We start from the raw sequence: 16,805 nt of genomic DNA on the forward strand, positions 1-16,805 counted from the left end.
TGCTCGTTAATTTGAATTTTTTCTTCGCCCTAGTGATGGCTCATTAGTTGCACCTCCCCTTGTACACGCAACTGCTGTCGTCCCGAATATGGAGACGACGGGGCATCAGGTGAGGGGTGAAAAATGACACGTACGACTCCATCTTGCGACGCCTTCGGCTTGCTGCGTAAATCAAACCTGTCTTGTGCGATGCTCCTTACCCTGGCCACGGCAGAAGCCGCGCCGCTGGATGATTTCGGCCCGCCACCACCGACGGACCCCTCGGCGTTTACCAACCCGCCGGCCGACCCCAAGGCCGCGCTGGATGCCATACGGGCCATGCCACCCGCCAACCAGGGTGCCATCGCCCTGCCCAATGGCGTTTTTGGCACCCGCACCACGCCAACGGCCGACAACGTGCTGCCGCCAAACCTGCAGACATCCTTCAAAATCCCCACCAACGGCAAGCCCAGCCCATTGTTCGGAGCTCAGCCGTACACTCAGCAACTGCTGTTGTTCGAAGAATTCGGCACGGAAAAACTCGACCCGACCCTGCCCGCGCCACCACTGACCTTCCCGGTGCCCACCGCCGGCCCGGCGCCGACGCAAGACCCGAACAGCATCGCTCGCAGCGGCCCTTCGAGCGCGGCGCTGGAAGCCTTCATGCGCCAGCCGGGGCTGTACCCGTTTCCGTCGCAGTTTTCCAACGTGCTCGACCGCAACCCTTGGAAAGCGCAGATCGAAGCCTTCCTCAACCGCCACCCGGTCGGCTCGCCGGCCGAAGGTCGTCCGCCAGGAAAAGGCTGGTCGCACCAGCGCTGGAACGAGTTCTACCCACAGGTCGCCTTCAAGACCGCTCAAGCGGGCGCCAAACTCAACGGCGGCATGCGCGACCGCCGACAGTTGCACAACTACGCCGTCGGTGAGTTCGGGCCTGGCGGGCTCTACAACCAGACCTCGGACGCCCCGATCATAGCGGGCACCACCAAAGGCATCGACACCCGTTTTCACCCCAACATGCCGATTCAAAACCACAAGGCGCTATGGACCTTCGACGGCACCTTTCCGGCAAAACTGTTGATGGTGCGGTACGGCCAGCCCGTGCTGATGCGTCACTACAACGCCCTGCCGATCGACCCCGCGGCCAACATGGGTTTCGGCCTGCACACCCTCAGCACCCACGAACACAACGGCCACTCCCCGGCCGAAAGCGATGGCTTTGCCAATGCGTTTTTCTTTCCGGGACAGTACTACGACTATCGCTGGCCGATCCAGTTGGCCGGTTACGACACCATCAACACCAGCGCTCAGGATCCGCGCGCGGCGTTCCCCTGCGCCCCGGGTGAAACCCTGTTTGTCAACGATGCCACTCCGGGCCTCAAGACCTGCAACAACGGCAGCATCAAGATCCGTGGCGACTGGCGCGAAACCATGAGCACCCACTGGTTCCACGACCACATGCTCGATTTCACCGCACAGAACGTCTACAAGGGCAACGCGACGATGATGAACTACTACAGCGCCCTGGATCGCGGTAACGAAGCGTTTGTAGACGGCGTCAACCTGCGCCTGCCCAGCGGTTCGGCATTGCCCTGGGGCAACCGCGACTATGACGTCAACCTGGTGGTGGCCGACAAGGCCTGGGACGCCAATGGCCAGTTGTGGTTCAACCCGTTCAACACCGATGGCTTTCTCGGCGATCAGATCCTGGTCAACTGGCAGTACCAGCCGCGCCTGAATGTGCGCGCGCGCAGCTATCGCTTCCGCATCCTCAATGGCTCGGTGTCGCGCTTCTTCAGGATCGCGCTGGTGCGTGAAATCGTCGGCACCGGTGGCGAATTCCCCGGCCCGACAGGTTCCGGCCTGTCCTATACCCGCGTGCCGTTCCACTTGATCGCCAACGACGGCAACCTCATGGAACACGCCGTGCCGTTCGATGGGAGCATGGACCTGGACGCCGACGGCGATGTGCAGGACCACAACGCCATCCTACCCAGCCAGGGCATCGCCGAGCGTTTCGACATCATCGTCAACTTCGCGAAAAACGGGATCAACACCGGCGACAAGCTGTACTTCGTCAACCTGATGGAGCATCAGACCGGTAAAGGTCCGGAGAGTAATCCGCTGAGCCTGGCCGATGTCCTGTCCGGCAAGTACAAGGCGGTACTCAAGCTGGGCAGCAAAGGGCTGCAATGGGAGAACGGCGACCCGGTGGTGGGCAAGTTCATGCAGATGGTGGTCCAGCCTTACTCCGGCCAGGACGTGAGCATGAACCCCGCCGACTTCGAACCCGCCAAACCGGGCAAGGCGGCGGGTAAAACCATGATTCCGCTGACCCTCAACCGCGACGACCCGGCGGTGCAGGCCAAACTGAAACTGGCGCGGCATCGCGAGTTCATCTTCGGCCGCTCCGACGGTACCGACGAACAACCCTGGACGATCAAGACCGACGGAGGTTTAGGCTTCCAAATGGACCCTCGAATCATCAGCGCCGCTCCGCAACTGGCCAACGGTCCGACCCCTGCCGGGTTCTCCGGCGACGGCACCCTGGAAGTGTGGAAAATCAGGAACGGCGGCAACGGCTGGAGCCACCCGGTGCATGTGCATTTCGAAGAAGGCATCGTCCTCAACCGCGACGGCAAGGCGCCGCCGGAATGGGAAAAGTGGGCGCGCAAGGACGTCTATCTCATCGGCGAAGGCATCGACAGTTCGGTGGACGTGGACATAGCGATCCGCTTCCGCGAATTCGCCGGGACCTACTTGGAGCACTGCCACAACACCCAGCACGAGGACACGTCCATGCTGCTGCGCTGGGATGTAGAGCATCCGGGCCAGTTCCAGTTGATGCCAACGCCCATACCCGGCTGGGACGGCGTCACTTACGTCAACTCCGCTGCGCTGCCGACCTTCCGCACTGGCGATAAACGTGACAATAACGAAGGCGAAAACAAAAAACCAATTGCCAACCCAGACAGCGCCATCAGTAACACCGGCCAACCGGTGACCATCAACGTGCTGGCCAACGACAGCGACCCCGACGGTAACGTGCCACTTAAAGTGGTGGGTCTGGAGCAACCGGACTCCGGCAAGGGCGTGGTCGCCACCGATGGTCTGCGCGTGATCTACACCCCACCGGCCATCGTCCCCGCACCGTTCACCGCGACCTTCACCTATCGGGCCAGCGATGCCAAGGACGCGAACTCGGACCCGGCGACGGTGTCCGTCAATGTCACCGCTGCAGCGGCCAACGAGACTCTGGTGGTCACCAGCGCTTTCGTCACCGTTCGTACCGACAATCGCTACACCTGGGATATTTCCGGCACCACCACGCGTTTTACCGGCAATAGCGTGACGGTGACCGCGTCCACTACCGCCGGGCCGCTTAACCTGGGCAAGGCCACGCTCACGCAAGTCGGCACGGGTGCGAAGTGGCGAGTGTTGGTGGCGACCGCCGGTGCCGGGCCGGCGCCAAACCCGACCATCACTGTCACGTCTGCGCTTGGCAAGGTGGTAACAGCACCAGTCTCGGTGCGTTGATGGGGGATTGAATCGGCAAATTGCTTGGCAGCCAAATCTCCAGAGGACCGGCATGTCAAGCAGTAGCTCAGCGCTAAAGTTTCCATCGTCGGTTGAATACACAGTCGTTTTCTGCCCTTCGTGACAGGCAGAAAACGGCCAGAAGCGGACGACCCGCCAAGACAGATACCGACCAAAAGGAGACGTTCAACCTAAAACGCTGGATAGCGCTGACGGTGCCATGCACATCGACAATAACTGGGTGGATAATCAAATCCGGCCGTGGGCACTTGGGCGCTCGAACTGGCTATTTTCGGGCTCGCTAGTAGCGGCAAGCGTGCGGCTGCGATCATGAGTCTGATCCAGTCGGCGCGGCTCAACGGGCATGATCCGTATGCTTATTGAAAGGACGTTCTCATGCGCTTGCCGACGCAGCGGGCGAGCGAGATTACCGAGTTACTGCCGCATAGATGGGCATCCGCTTAACCACGCAAGGTGAGTTGGTCGAACGCTTACACCGATACGACGCTTATCGAAATGTGTTGCAGGCTATTACCCGTTAGTGCAACCAGGCACCAGAACTGTGTCCATTGCCCTATGCCACCAGTACCAGAAAGAGTACTCATTTTCTCGGCATCAACCTAACAACGTCTTCCATTTGTCGCTTAGAGTGATTAAAACAATGAAAAGTAGCTCTAACTTTCAGTATCGCGGCAGAAGCAAGTACAACGGGTCGACAGCTCGTAGCTATGAAGAGCAACGTCCAGACGCTAAGCATGCGGCGGAAATGCGCTTGATTGATCGTGCGTTTGCCTACATCCCGCTCACCCATCGGGTACTTGATGCACCTTGCGGAGGTGGCCGCGTAACCGCTCATCTAGCTCGCAAGAATTACGCAGTGATTGCCGCAGACTTATCCGAGTCGATGCTTGAAATCGCACGGGCCAACCTGGCCGCCCAAGGACTTGTCTGCACGGTAGAAAAGCAGGATCTCGAACAGATGACGCTGCCCGATCGCAGCTTCGATACCGTCCTTAGCTTCCGGTTATTTCATCACTTTCCAGAGCCAGGTATTCGCCAAAAAGTCATTTCCGAATTGTGCCGCGTTGCTGATTGCTATGTTGTGCTCTCCTACTTCAGCCCGTTTTCGGTCACCTCATTCAAACGTCGCCTACGTGAGCTACGCGGCGGGCGAAAGTCAGAGAAATACTCAACTTCTTTGCGCGAAATAGACCTTTACTTTCAGCTAGCAGGCTTTCGTCTGGTCAAAGACTTCGCCCGATTTCCGCTGTTACATACCCTGCATCTAGCGATCTTCGAACGTATTGATACTGATCGCTTCTGATCTGCCAGAGCCCAGTAAGCAATGGGATGGACGCCCCTGGCCATATCTGTTCGCCAATCGGCGAGGCAACCGCATAAAGGTTGGCAAGGAACCGTTCGGCAAGGTGCGATGGCTGGCCGCTTACGTCGCACCTGATTTTCTAGACGCTGCAACAGGCAGTTTTGGGCCGTCTGCTGCCCTTGATCAGAGGCAGAAATCGGCCAACAGCAGTCATTTAAAAATTGTCTATACCTCGAATCCTCCAGGGTTTTACGATCGGCTCTGCACTTTTCCAGATATCGACCAACGACGTTGAAATTCCTCATCAGCAACGCGCGCAATGAAAATAACCGTACTAGGCTATTGCGGGCGCCTTGAGTAGTAATGGGAGTTCTATCGCTGGGTTAGTTGACCCCCTTGAACTGTCCATGGACAGGGTTGGGGGATAACACACCAGGATTCTGGTCGTTGCGAACTTGTGTTTGAGTAGCAGCAACAAGGATCGACACTCGATAAAGGAAAACCACTATGAAAAGGCCCTCACATCGCTCCAAGCTCTATGTTGCCTGTTCGTTACTGTTAGCGCTCAACGGTCTTGCCCACGCCGCTCAAACGGAAAAAACCAATATTTTGTTTATCGTCTCCGACGACACCGGTTACGGCGACCTCGGTCCCTACGGCGGAGGTATCGGTCGGGGCATGCCGACGCCCAGCATCGATGAGCTGGCGGCAGAAGGCGTCACTTTTTACTCTTTCTATGCTCAACCAAGCTGCACGCCGGGCCGGGCAGCCATGCAAACCGGGCGCATACCCAATCGCAGCGGCATGACCACCGTGGCCTTCCAGGGTCAGGGCGGTGGCTTGCCAGCCGCCGAATGGACGCTGGCATCGGTGCTGAAAACCGGTGGCTACGACACCTATTTCACCGGCAAATGGCATTTGGGTGAAGCCGACTACGCCCTTCCCAATGCCCAAGGTTATGACGTGATGAAATACGTCGGCCTGTACCACCTCAATGCTTACACCTACGCGGACCCTACCTGGTTCCCCGACATGGATCCGGAAACCCGCGCGATGTTTGAAAAGGTGACCAAGGGTGCGTTGTCCGGCAAGGCCGGGGAAAAACCGGTCGAAGAATTCAAGATCAACGGCCAATACGTGGACACGCCGGTCGTGGATGGCAAACCCGGCGTGGTCGGCATTCCGTTCTTTGACAACTATGTCGAAAAAGCCGCACTGGAATTTCTCGACACCGCGGCCAAATCGGACAAGCCGTTTTTCATCAACGTCAACTTCATGAAAGTGCACCAGCCGAACTTGCCAGCACCGGAGTTCATTCATAAGTCCATGTCCAAGTCCAAGTACGCCGATTCGGTAGTCGAACTCGATACCCACATCGGCCGCATCATGGACAAGCTCAAGGCACTGGGCATGGACAAGAACACGCTGGTGGTTTACACCACGGACAATGGGGCCTGGCAGGATGTTTATCCGGATGCCGGCTACACCCCATTCCGTGGGACCAAGGGCACGGTGCGTGAGGGCGGTAACCGGGTGCCGGCCATTGCCGTCTGGCCGAACAAAATCAAGCCGGACACGAAAAATCACGAGATTCTCGGTGGCCTGGATTTGATGGCGACGTTTGCCTCTGTGGCTGGCGTGAAGTTGCCCGAGAAAGATCGTGAGGGTCAGCCAATCATCTTCGACAGTTACGACATGACACCAGTACTCACCGGCAGTGCCCCGTCTCCGCGCAAGGAGTGGTTCTACTTTACCGAGAACGAATTGTCCCCGGGGGCGGCCCGTGTTGGAAACTACAAGGCCGTGTTCAACCTGCGGGGTGATGATGGCGCACAAACCGGTGGTCTGGCCGTGGACTCCAACCTGGGCTGGAAAGGCGCAGCAAAATATGTGGCCACCGTGCCGCAAGTCTTTGACTTGTGGCAGGACCCGCAAGAGCGCTATGACATTTTCATGACTAACTTCACCGAGCGTACCTGGGTGATGGTGCCGATCAGCCAGGCGATCGGCAAGCTTATGCAGACCTATGTCAAATACCCCCCCCGCAAGATGCAAAGCATGACCTATGACGGGCCGCTCGAGTTGTCCCAGTATCAGAAATTCCAATCGGTTCGGGAGCAATTGCAGAAGGAGGGCATTAACCTGCCGATGCCAACCAGTAATTAGGCAATCAGGCAATGAGCGGCGGCCTTTTTAGAGGTCGCCACTTTGCGAGCTTTTCAACGTAATGGCTGACCAGTGCGCTTTCTAGATACTCAGGACTCAAAACATAAAATCCCGTTTTCTGAATGTCTGCAATGGGTCGCTTCCAGCCGGTCACGACAAGCAGAAAACGGCCAGATCGGGGCATTCCGTATCAACGCAAACTCTGTATGAAAAGCAAAGCCAGAAGCCCCGGCCCTGCCATCACAACGGGAGCGGCCGGTCCTGAATGACCCTTTTCATGACAAGGGTTGAGGTCAGGCGCTGCACATTAGGCAGTGTCGATAGGCTCTCGTCGTACAGTCGTTGGAACGCCGGCAAATCCTCGGCAATGACGTGCAGCAGGTAGTCCGGCTCCCCAAACAATCGCTGGGCATCGACCACCTGCGGGATTTCAATGAGTGCCGCCTCGAAGGCAGCGACAGCTTGTCTATTCCCCTCGCGAAGCGTGGCAAACACCATGGCGGAAAAGTTAAAGCCCAATGCGCAGGGATCCAGCTGGGCTCTATAGCCGAGCAACACTCCCGACTCCTCTAGTGCCCGCACCCGTCGATGGCAAGGGGAAAGGCTCAGGCCCACGCGTTCAGCCAGTTCGGTCACCGAAAGACGACCGTCCTTTTGAAGCTCAGAAAGAATCTTGCGATCAATCCTGTCCATTCGGAATAATCTCCCAATTCTGCGCACGCAAATGATGATCTTTGAAAGTTAATTCTAACCACATTTCACTATTCTTCCCTTGACTAATATATGCCGCATTCCTCTTCCAGAGGCGGCCTTTGATTCAAGGAGCAAGACGATGCAGGTCACAAAATCGCAACAGCAGGCATGGGTAGCCCCATGACCGTCAGCGTTTTCATCGCATTCTGGGCAGTGTCGATTCTGTTCGTCATCACACCGGGCGCAGATTGGGCCTACGCAATTTCGGCGGGATTGAAAGGCCGAGTCGTCATACCCGCCGTGGGCGGGCTTTTGTCCGGTCATTTGATTGCAACCGTGATTGTGGCCGGTGGTGCCGGCGCGCTGGTTGTTAACCATCCCATAGCCTTGTCAGTACTGACCGTTGCCGGAGCGGGTTATCTGCTGTGGCTGGGCATCAACATGCTTGCCCGCCCCGCTACACCGCGCGCTGATGACATACAGGCGTCGGGCTCCTGGAGTCGCTGGGCGATCAAGGGGCTTTGCGTGAGTGGGCTGAATCCGAAAGTGTTTCTGTTGTTCCTCGCGCTACTGCCTCAATTCACCGATGCAGCTGCTGCCTGGCCTGTGCCGATGCAGATGATTGCGCTGGGACTCATCCACACCGTCAGCTGCGGCGTTATCTATCTGCTGGTCGGATTTGGTTCACAGGCTGTACTGCAAGCACGTCCGGCGGCGGCTCGCGGTGTCAGCCGTCTATCCGGAGCGGCCATGATCATCATCGCGGTGGTGCTGCTCAGCGAGCAGATGGGTTGATTCTTTTTTCAGCGAGCCAACCTCAATGAGCGACTAACCTATGTTTTTACCACCCGGGAGCGTTTATGAAGAGTCCAAGAGAACGTGCTGCCGAAGGCCTCCAGATCGGAGACCGGTTCACGATAGTCCGCTGTTTTTCAGAGGTTGATATTCGTCAATTCGCGCAGATTTCTCGCGACTACAACCCGGTTCACTGCGACGCACGTTATGCGCAGTTGCGCAGATTCAAGGCACCCATTGCCCATGGCCTGCTGACCGCCAGCCTTGTCACCGAAATTGGCGGACAAATCGGCTGGCTGGCGACAGGGATGAGTTTCGAGTTCAAACGACCGGTGTACCCGGGTGAACAGATCATCTGCCACTGGCTCATCGCTGACATCGATGAACGCGGTCACGCAAAAGCCCAGGTCAGGATTGTGAATGCTGAAGGCATCACGGTGCTGGAAGCGACGACTTCTGGCGTGCTGCCTGGAATTGAAGAGCGAGAATGCCTCAGGCAGATGCTGTCTGAAGGGGATCCCACCAACGGTGCTGCCGAATCCATGAGTTGATTGCCTGGAAATGGTGGCAGCTGAGAAATGCCCAGTCGTTCAAGACCACGCGCCCCGTTAAAAAAATGAGCATCAGGGCCATCACCTCAATGCTCTTTGACTTTCTTGATACGAAGCACAATCAACGCAAGTATGCCGATCGCGAGCGGCGTCATCGCCAGCATGGCCTCTCGCGGGGCCACTGCAACGCCGAGCAAGTGCAGCCCCGAGTAGCCAAGTTTGAGCAGGTTAATCAGGTAGTAGGTAATTGCAATAATCGACAGACCTTCCACTGCGCGCTGGATCTTGATCTGGGCATCGGCGCGGGCGTTCAGGCTTTTGAGAATTTCCGAGTTCTGTTCTTCCATTTCTACCTGGACCCGTGCTTGTAACAGATCGCCCAGGTTGGCCACGCTTTTGGCCAAGTGCTCCAACCGCTGTTCGGTGGCGGAGCAATACCTGACGGTGGGTTTGAAGCGGCGTTCGATGAACACGCCAAGGCGTTGGCAATCGCCCACATGACTTTCCCGCAATTCACCCAAGCGTTCAAACACCAGTTGAGCATAGGCCTGAGTGGCACTGAAGCGGTGGCGGGTTTTCGCGGTGCTGCTGACCACTTGGGCAGACAGGTTGGAAATATCTGCAAGCAGGGCTTTCGCATTATTACCGTCGGCATGGGCGTTACGTTCGGAGAGCGTGACCAAGGTCTTGTCAAAAACATCGAGTTGCGCGCTCAAGGACTTGGCCATGGTCAAGGATAATGAGGCCATCATCCGGTAGGTCTCGATTTCCAGAAGGCGACGTATCATTCGACCTTGGCGGTAGGCGTTCAGGCGCCGGTTGACGAACAACAGGTGGTTGTTGCCATCCTCGCTGATACGAAAATCGCTCCAGACCACCGCATCGCCACCACCCACGCAAGAACCGCTCGGGTCCTTGAAACCATAACGGGAGAGATCCAGGTCGGCTTCACCACGCACTACGATCTGCACCGAGTTGATGAGCGTCGACAAATGCCCTTCGACCTTCCGTGCCAGCACCTCGGGCAGCATTGTCCAGGACAGGTCATTGCAGGATGAAGTGACCACCAGGGTCAGGGTGAAAAACTCGGAATGGCGCTCCCATTTCAGTGCATGGCCATCGAGTTGAGTAATGCCTTGGGCGGCATTCAGGTCGAGGGAGCCAGGGCAGCAGTTTTGAAGGAATGCATTGCACTCCTGATCGCTGCCGAGGAAGGCCAGATGAAACACATGGGCCGGCTCATCGAAATACAGTGACGGGCGCGCGTGCAGTTCGTTGTGCAGGCTTTGTCGTAACGGGTGCATGTTGTGTGGCCATGTTGGAGTTGTTTTTGGCGCTTACGATTAATGCCCACCCGAGTAACGAGTCCGGATCCCCCATCAAGCGCTGCTCAGTTGGATCAATGTCCCAACCCTTCACAAAGCAGGCGATGGCCGCACCGATAACCAGGACCACCGGTATTGTCAGTCCTGTTTGAAAGCGAGAGCGGTGCTCGGTTGCCAGGCGCCACGTCCTTCGGGGCATTATCGACTGCTGTTGTTGGTGGGACTGTTTGACGAACTCATGAGTCACCACCAAGTGACGAATGTTGAGCAGGTGTTGCGCAGCCTGCCCGTAGGGGAACCCAGTCTCGAGGAAATCGAATGGCTACTCGATGCACTATTGATCTGTAGACCCAAACTATGTATTTTTGAGTCTGCGGATCAATTGAGATCTAGAAGATGGCAGTCCCCCTTCAGGAACAAGCATTCACCAAGACCCAGTGTGTAACTGGCTTGCGTGCAGCAGTCGGCATACTCGAAAAATGGTCCGCGTCCAGCGATCAGGCCTGTCGCATCCTGCGCATTTCCCGCAGCACCTACACCCGCGCCCGGCAGCGCGATCCCGAATGGGCGGTGGCGCTGGACGCGGATCAGATGCAGCGCATCAGTTTTGTGCTCAACATCCACGCTACGCTGCGCCTGGTCTTCGATAATCCGGAAAACGTCTACGGTTTCCCGTCGATGGCTAACGACAACGAGTTTTTCAATGGGCGCTCCCCGCTCGAAATCATGTCCCAGGGCGATATGATTTCTCTGTATGAAACCTTTCGGCGCATTGATGTGCTGCGGGGCGCGCAATGGTGAGGGTGAGCGAACTGGCAGCGCTTGCCGGCGAGCAGTTACAGGCCTACCGATTGGTCAATTCGAAGTTTCCACCGATTGCGCTGTTTGATGACGTGGCAGACGCGGACGAGTTTGAGGTGCTGTATCAGATACAGGCGCTGACAAATCCCCGACTGCATAACGAAGTGGGTCGTCTCGAGTTGATTGCGCGAGATCAGATCCCATTCGGAATTCCTGGTTGCTCTTACGCGATAGCGCCTTTTACTCACGTCAACCCGACGGGTTCGCGGTTCAGCGATGGCAGCTTTGGGGTGTTGTACCTGGCGGACTCCATGGAAACGGCACTGGCTGAAGTGCGGCATCACCAGAGTCTGTATTGGTCGAAGGTTCGCAACCTGAACTATGAGCGCTTCGTTTTTCGTGGGCTGTCCTGTTCCTTTGTGGACGTGGCGATGAAAGATGCTACGTCCATTGCGCTGACGGATCCTGTCTATGCGCCGGACGATTACACGCATTCCCGTCAATTGGGCAGATCGATCAAAGAAGCAGGATGTCCCGGTATTCGTTACCGCTCGGTGCGTATGCAAGGTAGTTATTGCTGGGCGCTGATGACGCCGCGACCGGTTGCATCGATTGTTCAGACGGCTCATTACGAGATGATCTGGAATGGTCAGATCACCAGTGTCAGCAAGATCAGTGAAGCGTGAATGCGAACTGGCTGCGGTGGAACGTATGAAAAACGGGGGCCGCATGCATCCATTGCCGGCATCGATAGTCACCATCAACTCAATGAAGTTCTCATAAAAAATCCTCGGCGTAACATCCGCTCCATACCAACCCATAACACCCCGGAGCACACCATCATGAAACGCCAAACCCTTCTCAGCATCGCTTTCTCGGTTTTCGCAGTTAACGCTTTTGCCGCTACTTCTGCTCAACCCGTGGTCGCTGAAGGCGGCTCGGATCGTCTGATTGAAAGCCGTGTGGCTGAAGGTGGTTCGGATCGTTTGATTGAAAATCGTGTAGCCGCTGATGGTTCTGACCGACTGATCGAAAACCGTGTGGCAGCTGATGGTTCTGATCGCCTGATCGAAAACCGTGTGGCCGCTGATGGTTCTGACCGACTGATCGAAAACCGTGTGGCCGCTGATGGTTCTGATCGCCTGATCGAAAACCGTGTAGCCGCTGATGGTTCAGATCGCCTGATGCAGAACCGCGTTGCCGAAGGCGGCTCCGACCGTCTGATTGAAAGCCGCGCCGCATAAATGCAGGGCATTAGCGCAGTACTCAATGAAAAGCCCGGCCTGATCAGCCGGGCTTTTTCTTGAGCTATTTTTGATGCACTCGCCGCGCTGGCGTTATACATATATCGCTGACAACGGTTAGCACTCGGTCCATCGAAAGCATTTTCGACGACGAACTCTCCAGATAACCATGGCCCTCAACACGGCACCCCTGCATGAACCTCACTGAAGCGCTGGCCAAAATTCTGCTCGGTCCCTTGTTGCTCATGCAGGGCGTTTACACCCGATGGGTAACGCCCAGACTGCCGGAGGCCGAGGGCGAGCGCCAAGGCATGATCGGCAGCGGCGTGGCCTTGCGGTTGTTGATTGTGGGCGACAGCGCCGCCGCAGGCGTTGGGGTATCGACTCAGGACGAAGCACTCAGCGGCCAACTGGTCAGCCAGTTGGCCAATGATTACCAGGTGTCCTGGAAACTCTGGGCCAGGTCCGGGCTTGATTCGCAAGCGCTGCTGGAGCTGCTCGACGGCAGCGCTCCAGAATCCTTCGATGTGGCACTGGTGTCTATCGGCGTCAACGATGTCACCAGTACATTGGCGGCTGACGAGTGGGTCGCTCGCCAAGATCAGTTGATGGACCTGCTGCGCAGCAAGTACGCGGTGAGGCAGATCGTGGTGTCCCCTCTTCCGCCCATGCACCTGTTTCCAGCGCTGCCGCAACCGCTGCGTTGGTACCTGGGGCGCAGGGCCAGTGGTTTCAACACGCGTCTTGCCGAGTTGGTGGCGCGCATCGATCACTGCACGCTGCTGACGACCCGGTTGGCCCCCGTGACGGGTTCGATGGCACGGGATGGCTTCCATCCGGGTCCTGCGATATACAGTCAGTGGGCGGACGATGCGGCGGCGGTCATTGACCAACGCTTTCGCAACACCACGCCTTTCGACATTGCAGAACCCACAATAAAAATACAGGAGTAGAAAATGTCTGAACTGAACCTGCATCCCAACGCTGCGGCCTCCTTGAAGCAATGGCACGAGATGATCCGCACGGCTGACTTGAGCGCCTTGCCCGACTTGCTGGACCCGCAAGCAGTGTTCCGCTCGCCGATGGCTCACACGCCTTATCCGGGCGCGGTCGTCGTTTCGATGATTCTCAACACCGTGGTCAACGTGTTTGAGGACTTTGCCTACCACCGCGAACTGGCGACGGCAGACGGGTTGAACGTCGTCCTGGAATTCAGCGCCAACGTGGGCGGCAAACAGTTAAAGGGCATCGACATGATTCGCTTCAATGAACAAGGAAAAATCGTTGAGTTTGAGGTAACGGTCCGTCCCTTGAGCGGTTTGCAAGCCTTGGGCGAGCAAATGGGACAACGCCTTGGCGCGTATCTGGCGGCCAGTAAAGGCTGATTCAGTACGTTGCATTTCCTGGCTTCCCGCCGTTTAGACGCCCGGAACTCAAGTGCGGCGTGGTGATCCATTGCCGACATCGATAGTCACCATCAACTCAATGAAGTTCTCATAAAAAATCCCGGGCGTAACATCAGCTCCATACCACCCCACAACACCCCGGAGCACTCAATCATGAAACGCCAAACCCTCCTCAGCATCGCTTTCTCGGTTTTCGCAGTTAACGCTTTTGCCGCTACCTCTGCTCAACCTGTTGTCACTGAAGGCGGCTCGGATCGTCTGATTGAAAGCCGTGTGGCTGAAGGGGGTTCGGATCGTTTGATCGAGAATCGCGTTGCCGCTGATGGTTCTGACCGTCTGATCGAGAATCGCGTTGCCGCTGATGGCTCCGACCGCCTGATGCAGAACCGAGTTGCCGAAGGTGGTTCAGATCGTCTGATCGAAAACCGTGTAGCCGCTGATGGCTCCGACCGCCTGATGCAGAACCGCGTCGCCGAAGGTGGCTCCGACCGTCTGATCGAAAGCCGTGCGGTATAAGTGAAGGGTTCTACCGCAGTACTCAACGAAAAGCCCGGCCAAACAAGCCGGGCTTTTTCGTGCACAAAATAAACCAGCCCCCACTTAAAGCCTCTGCAGCACCTGTGGTACATAAGACCTGATTGTGAATTTTGCGCTCAATGAGGTTTGCCCATGCTCCACTCCCTACGCTTGCCGCACCTGCTGAGCTGCGCCCTGTTCGGTTTATTCGCTGGCGGCGTCCAGGCCGGTACACCCTCCCCTGCGCCCGATAGCTTGTTACCACTGCTGGTGACGATCAACGAGCGCTTGAACATTGCTGATCTGGTGGCGTTGACCAAATGGGACAGTGGCAAACCGATCCAGGACACGGCCCGGGAAACGCAGCTTATCGACAATGCCAGGAAGATTGCCGTGAGCCGGAAGCTGAATTCGGACGAGTTTGCCGAGCTGATCGCCGCACAAATCGAAGCCAACAAGCTGGTGCAATACGGCCTGTTCGCTCAATGGCACGCGGCGGATAAGGCGCCAGACACTCCACGGCCGGACCTCATCAATCAAATCAGGCCACAACTGGATGAGCTGCAACACCGCCTGCTGCAGCAATACGCCGACTTCGTGCCCTATCGCAATGACCCCAACTGCCCAAACTGGCTGGGGACCGAGCGAGCCAGCCTGATCAAGGATCAACTGCACGGTCAGGCCCTGATCCGCGCCACCGGGGAACTGTGTGTCACCGCTCAATGACTGGTGAACCCCGAGCTGATGCATCCTTCATCGGCATCAAATGCATGGCATTAACGCGGTACTCAATGAAAAGCCCGGCCTGATCAGCCGGGCTTTTTCGTGCATGAAACAGATCCGCGCCCATGCAAAGCGTCTTAAGCGTTCAACCCGATCCAGCCATGAATGCCGATATACAAGCCCACGCCGATTATCAACGCACCGGACAAATAAGGTGCCCGACGCGCAACCGCACCCAACCATGGCCAGCGATTGGTCGCTTGACGGGCGCCAATGGCTGCCGCCGCGCCGACCGATACCAGCGTAATTGCTAAACCAATACTGAAGCACAAGACGAGTGCGCCACCCAAGGCGACTTCCTTGACCTGAAGGCAGAGCAGCAAAACGGTGATGGCCGCCGGGCAAGGAATCAACCCTCCCGTCAAACCGAACACGATGATCTGGCCGGTGGTCACTTCACGATTGGTAAAGCGCTTGCGGATGTCATTGGCATGGGCACGTTCATGCGCATCCTGATAACCATCAACCGACAATTCCAGGCCTTCCAGTTCCGCGTGCGAATGCCCGTGATCATGCTCCAGGTATTCCAGGTCGTAGTCGTGAGAGTGCCCGGCGTGTCCAAGGCTCAAGCGAACGCTGAATTCATGGGGTTCGGGAATGTCCGCCGTCGATTGCAGAAAACCGTCATGCTCAATAAATGAGAACGCTTGGGTGCTGCCGTCCGGACGCGTCGTCAGCACCCGGACATCCGCAGCGCCCCAGGCATGCCCGCTCAATGCTTTCAGGCGCCAGTGCGGTGGCATGCCGGCTTCGAAAATCGAAAGCTCGACACGGCCATGACCGGTATCGATACGCTGGGTTTCATCGTGTTGACCGTGGTCATGTTCGCCGTGGTGGTGATCTTCACCCTGCTCGAACTTGAACATCTGTTCGCCACGCCAGGTGCGCCACAGCATCCAGAGCGCTATCAAAATAATCAGTGCAGCGGATGCGAGTTGGAAATACGGCTCGGTGGTTTGAGCATCCAGCCCCTTGCCCAAATACATGCCACCGATAGCGACCAGCCAGACCACCGCCGTATGCGACAGCGTTGCGGCCAGACCCAACAACACCGCCTGTTTGACCGAGCCACGAATGGCCACGATGAACGCCGCCATCATGGTTTTTGAATGCCCGGGCTCAAGCCCGTGCAAGGCCCCCAGCAGTATCGCGCTGGGGAAATAGAGCCACGCGTGGGCGCCACCCTGTTGAAGCAGTTCTGCAAAATTCGGCATGACAGGACCTATTTCGAATAGCGACGGATGGCTTCGAGCAGTTCTTCGACGCCTTTGGCCCGTTCCTCATCGCTCAGTTCAGGATTGGCGACATGTGCATGCGCGTGAGCTTCGATGATTTCATCCATCAAACCGTTCATGGCCCCGCGAGTCGCCGCGACGAGATGCAAAGTCTTGGCGCAGTCGGCCTCTGATTCCAGCGCTCGCTCTATCGCCTGAACCTGTCCGGCGATGCGTTTTACCCGTTTCAATAGATCGTCTTTTTGCCCGTGAATGTGCGCCATACCATACCCCCCCTACCTATATGGCGCATGATCACCTGCAATTGAGAGATTCGCAATCCCCAGGCGTTCAGGCCGCCACATCAGGTGTAAAGAAATAGGCCGGGCCGAGGATCAAGTACACGGCGAGTGAGGCGGCGATCGATATCCGGGTAAGAATGGCTCACTTACGTAACCCCGTAGAAAATCC

16 protein-coding genes and 1 pseudogene are annotated in these 16,805 nt (G+C 57.1%); 13 read left to right on the forward strand and 4 right to left on the reverse strand.

Annotated elements, in window-relative coordinates:
* Positions 1–189: 189 nt before the first annotated feature.
* The 4 genes and pseudogenes from ACWGZX_RS01855 (at position 190) to ACWGZX_RS01870 (ending at position 7,006) form a co-directional block, all read left to right on the forward strand.
* Positions 190–3,516 carry an Ig-like domain-containing protein gene (locus ACWGZX_RS01855; protein ID WP_452628950.1) on the forward strand — a complete coding sequence of 1,109 codons (3,327 nt, stop codon included), beginning with the start codon at positions 190–192 and terminating at the stop codon, positions 3,514–3,516.
* 211 nt (positions 3,517–3,727) lie between these two features.
* Positions 3,728–3,981: pseudogene (locus ACWGZX_RS01860) on the forward strand (transposase domain-containing protein); the annotation flags it as partial.
* A 196-nt stretch (positions 3,982–4,177) separates the two neighbouring features.
* A complete protein-coding gene (locus tag ACWGZX_RS01865; RefSeq protein ID WP_452627051.1) occupies positions 4,178–4,840 on the forward strand; it encodes a class I SAM-dependent methyltransferase in 663 nt (220 codons plus the stop codon).
* A 507-nt stretch (positions 4,841–5,347) separates the two neighbouring features.
* On the forward strand, positions 5,348–7,006 hold the full coding sequence (locus tag ACWGZX_RS01870) for an arylsulfatase (protein ID WP_452627052.1): 1,659 nt from the start codon (positions 5,348–5,350) through the stop codon (positions 7,004–7,006).
* A 240-nt stretch (positions 7,007–7,246) separates the two neighbouring features.
* On the opposite strand, the gene ACWGZX_RS01875 is transcribed toward ACWGZX_RS01870, so the two are convergent.
* Positions 7,247–7,699, reverse strand: a complete 453-nt coding sequence (locus tag ACWGZX_RS01875) for an Lrp/AsnC family transcriptional regulator (protein ID WP_452627053.1) — start codon at positions 7,697–7,699, stop codon at positions 7,247–7,249.
* Between the two features lie 180 nt (positions 7,700–7,879).
* Between ACWGZX_RS01875 and ACWGZX_RS01880 the strand changes: the two genes are divergently transcribed.
* Positions 7,880–8,494 (forward strand): LysE family translocator, encoded by a 615-nt coding sequence (locus ACWGZX_RS01880; protein ID WP_452627054.1) that lies wholly within the window; start codon positions 7,880–7,882, stop codon positions 8,492–8,494.
* A 65-nt stretch (positions 8,495–8,559) separates the two neighbouring features.
* The gene (locus ACWGZX_RS01885; protein ID WP_452627055.1) at positions 8,560–9,045 is read left to right on the forward strand and encodes a MaoC family dehydratase; all 486 of its coding nucleotides are present in this window, start codon (positions 8,560–8,562) and stop codon (positions 9,043–9,045) included.
* 86 nt (positions 9,046–9,131) lie between these two features.
* On the opposite strand, the gene ACWGZX_RS01890 is transcribed toward ACWGZX_RS01885, so the two are convergent.
* The gene (locus tag ACWGZX_RS01890) at positions 9,132–10,349 is read right to left on the reverse strand and encodes a DUF3422 domain-containing protein (RefSeq protein WP_452627056.1); all 1,218 of its coding nucleotides are present in this window, start codon (positions 10,347–10,349) and stop codon (positions 9,132–9,134) included.
* A 417-nt stretch (positions 10,350–10,766) separates the two neighbouring features.
* On the opposite strand from ACWGZX_RS01890, the gene ACWGZX_RS01895 reads away from it, so the two are divergent.
* The 7 genes from ACWGZX_RS01895 (at position 10,767) to ACWGZX_RS01925 (ending at position 15,063) form a co-directional block, all read left to right on the forward strand.
* Positions 10,767–11,171 (forward strand): antitoxin Xre-like helix-turn-helix domain-containing protein, encoded by a 405-nt coding sequence (locus ACWGZX_RS01895; RefSeq protein WP_452627057.1) that lies wholly within the window; start codon positions 10,767–10,769, stop codon positions 11,169–11,171.
* Entirely contained in the window at positions 11,165–11,857 is a 693-nt protein-coding gene (locus ACWGZX_RS01900; RefSeq protein WP_452627058.1) for an RES family NAD+ phosphorylase, read from the forward strand. Before ACWGZX_RS01895 ends, ACWGZX_RS01900 begins: the two co-directional genes overlap by 7 nt.
* A 156-nt stretch (positions 11,858–12,013) precedes the next feature.
* Positions 12,014–12,415, forward strand: coding sequence for a hypothetical protein (locus tag ACWGZX_RS01905; protein ID WP_452627059.1), 402 nt, complete (start codon positions 12,014–12,016; stop codon positions 12,413–12,415).
* Between the two features lie 194 nt (positions 12,416–12,609).
* Positions 12,610–13,368: an SGNH/GDSL hydrolase family protein gene (locus ACWGZX_RS01910; protein ID WP_452627060.1), complete on the forward strand. Its 759-nt coding sequence runs from the start codon at positions 12,610–12,612 to the stop codon at positions 13,366–13,368.
* 3 nt (positions 13,369–13,371) lie between these two features.
* Positions 13,372–13,800 carry a nuclear transport factor 2 family protein gene (locus ACWGZX_RS01915; protein ID WP_452627061.1) on the forward strand — a complete coding sequence of 143 codons (429 nt, stop codon included), beginning with the start codon at positions 13,372–13,374 and terminating at the stop codon, positions 13,798–13,800.
* Between the two features lie 174 nt (positions 13,801–13,974).
* The gene (locus tag ACWGZX_RS01920) at positions 13,975–14,337 is read left to right on the forward strand and encodes a hypothetical protein (protein ID WP_452627062.1); all 363 of its coding nucleotides are present in this window, start codon (positions 13,975–13,977) and stop codon (positions 14,335–14,337) included.
* Between the two features lie 153 nt (positions 14,338–14,490).
* Positions 14,491–15,063, forward strand: a complete 573-nt coding sequence (locus ACWGZX_RS01925; RefSeq protein ID WP_452627063.1) for a chorismate mutase — start codon at positions 14,491–14,493, stop codon at positions 15,061–15,063.
* Positions 15,064–15,197: 134 nt separating this feature from the next.
* Here the strand turns inward: ACWGZX_RS01925 and ACWGZX_RS01930 are convergent, their stop codons facing one another.
* Together ACWGZX_RS01930 and ACWGZX_RS01935 are read right to left on the reverse strand one after the other, a co-directional pair.
* Positions 15,198–16,334 carry a nickel/cobalt efflux protein RcnA gene (locus tag ACWGZX_RS01930; RefSeq protein WP_452627064.1) on the reverse strand — a complete coding sequence of 379 codons (1,137 nt, stop codon included), beginning with the start codon at positions 16,332–16,334 and terminating at the stop codon, positions 15,198–15,200.
* 8 nt (positions 16,335–16,342) lie between these two features.
* Complete coding sequence (locus tag ACWGZX_RS01935) at positions 16,343–16,618, reverse strand: metal/formaldehyde-sensitive transcriptional repressor (protein WP_223517604.1); 276 nt, start codon at positions 16,616–16,618, stop codon at positions 16,343–16,345.
* Positions 16,619–16,805 lie beyond the last annotated feature (187 nt).

Source organism: Pseudomonas sp. CLCA07, from assembly GCF_053615335.1.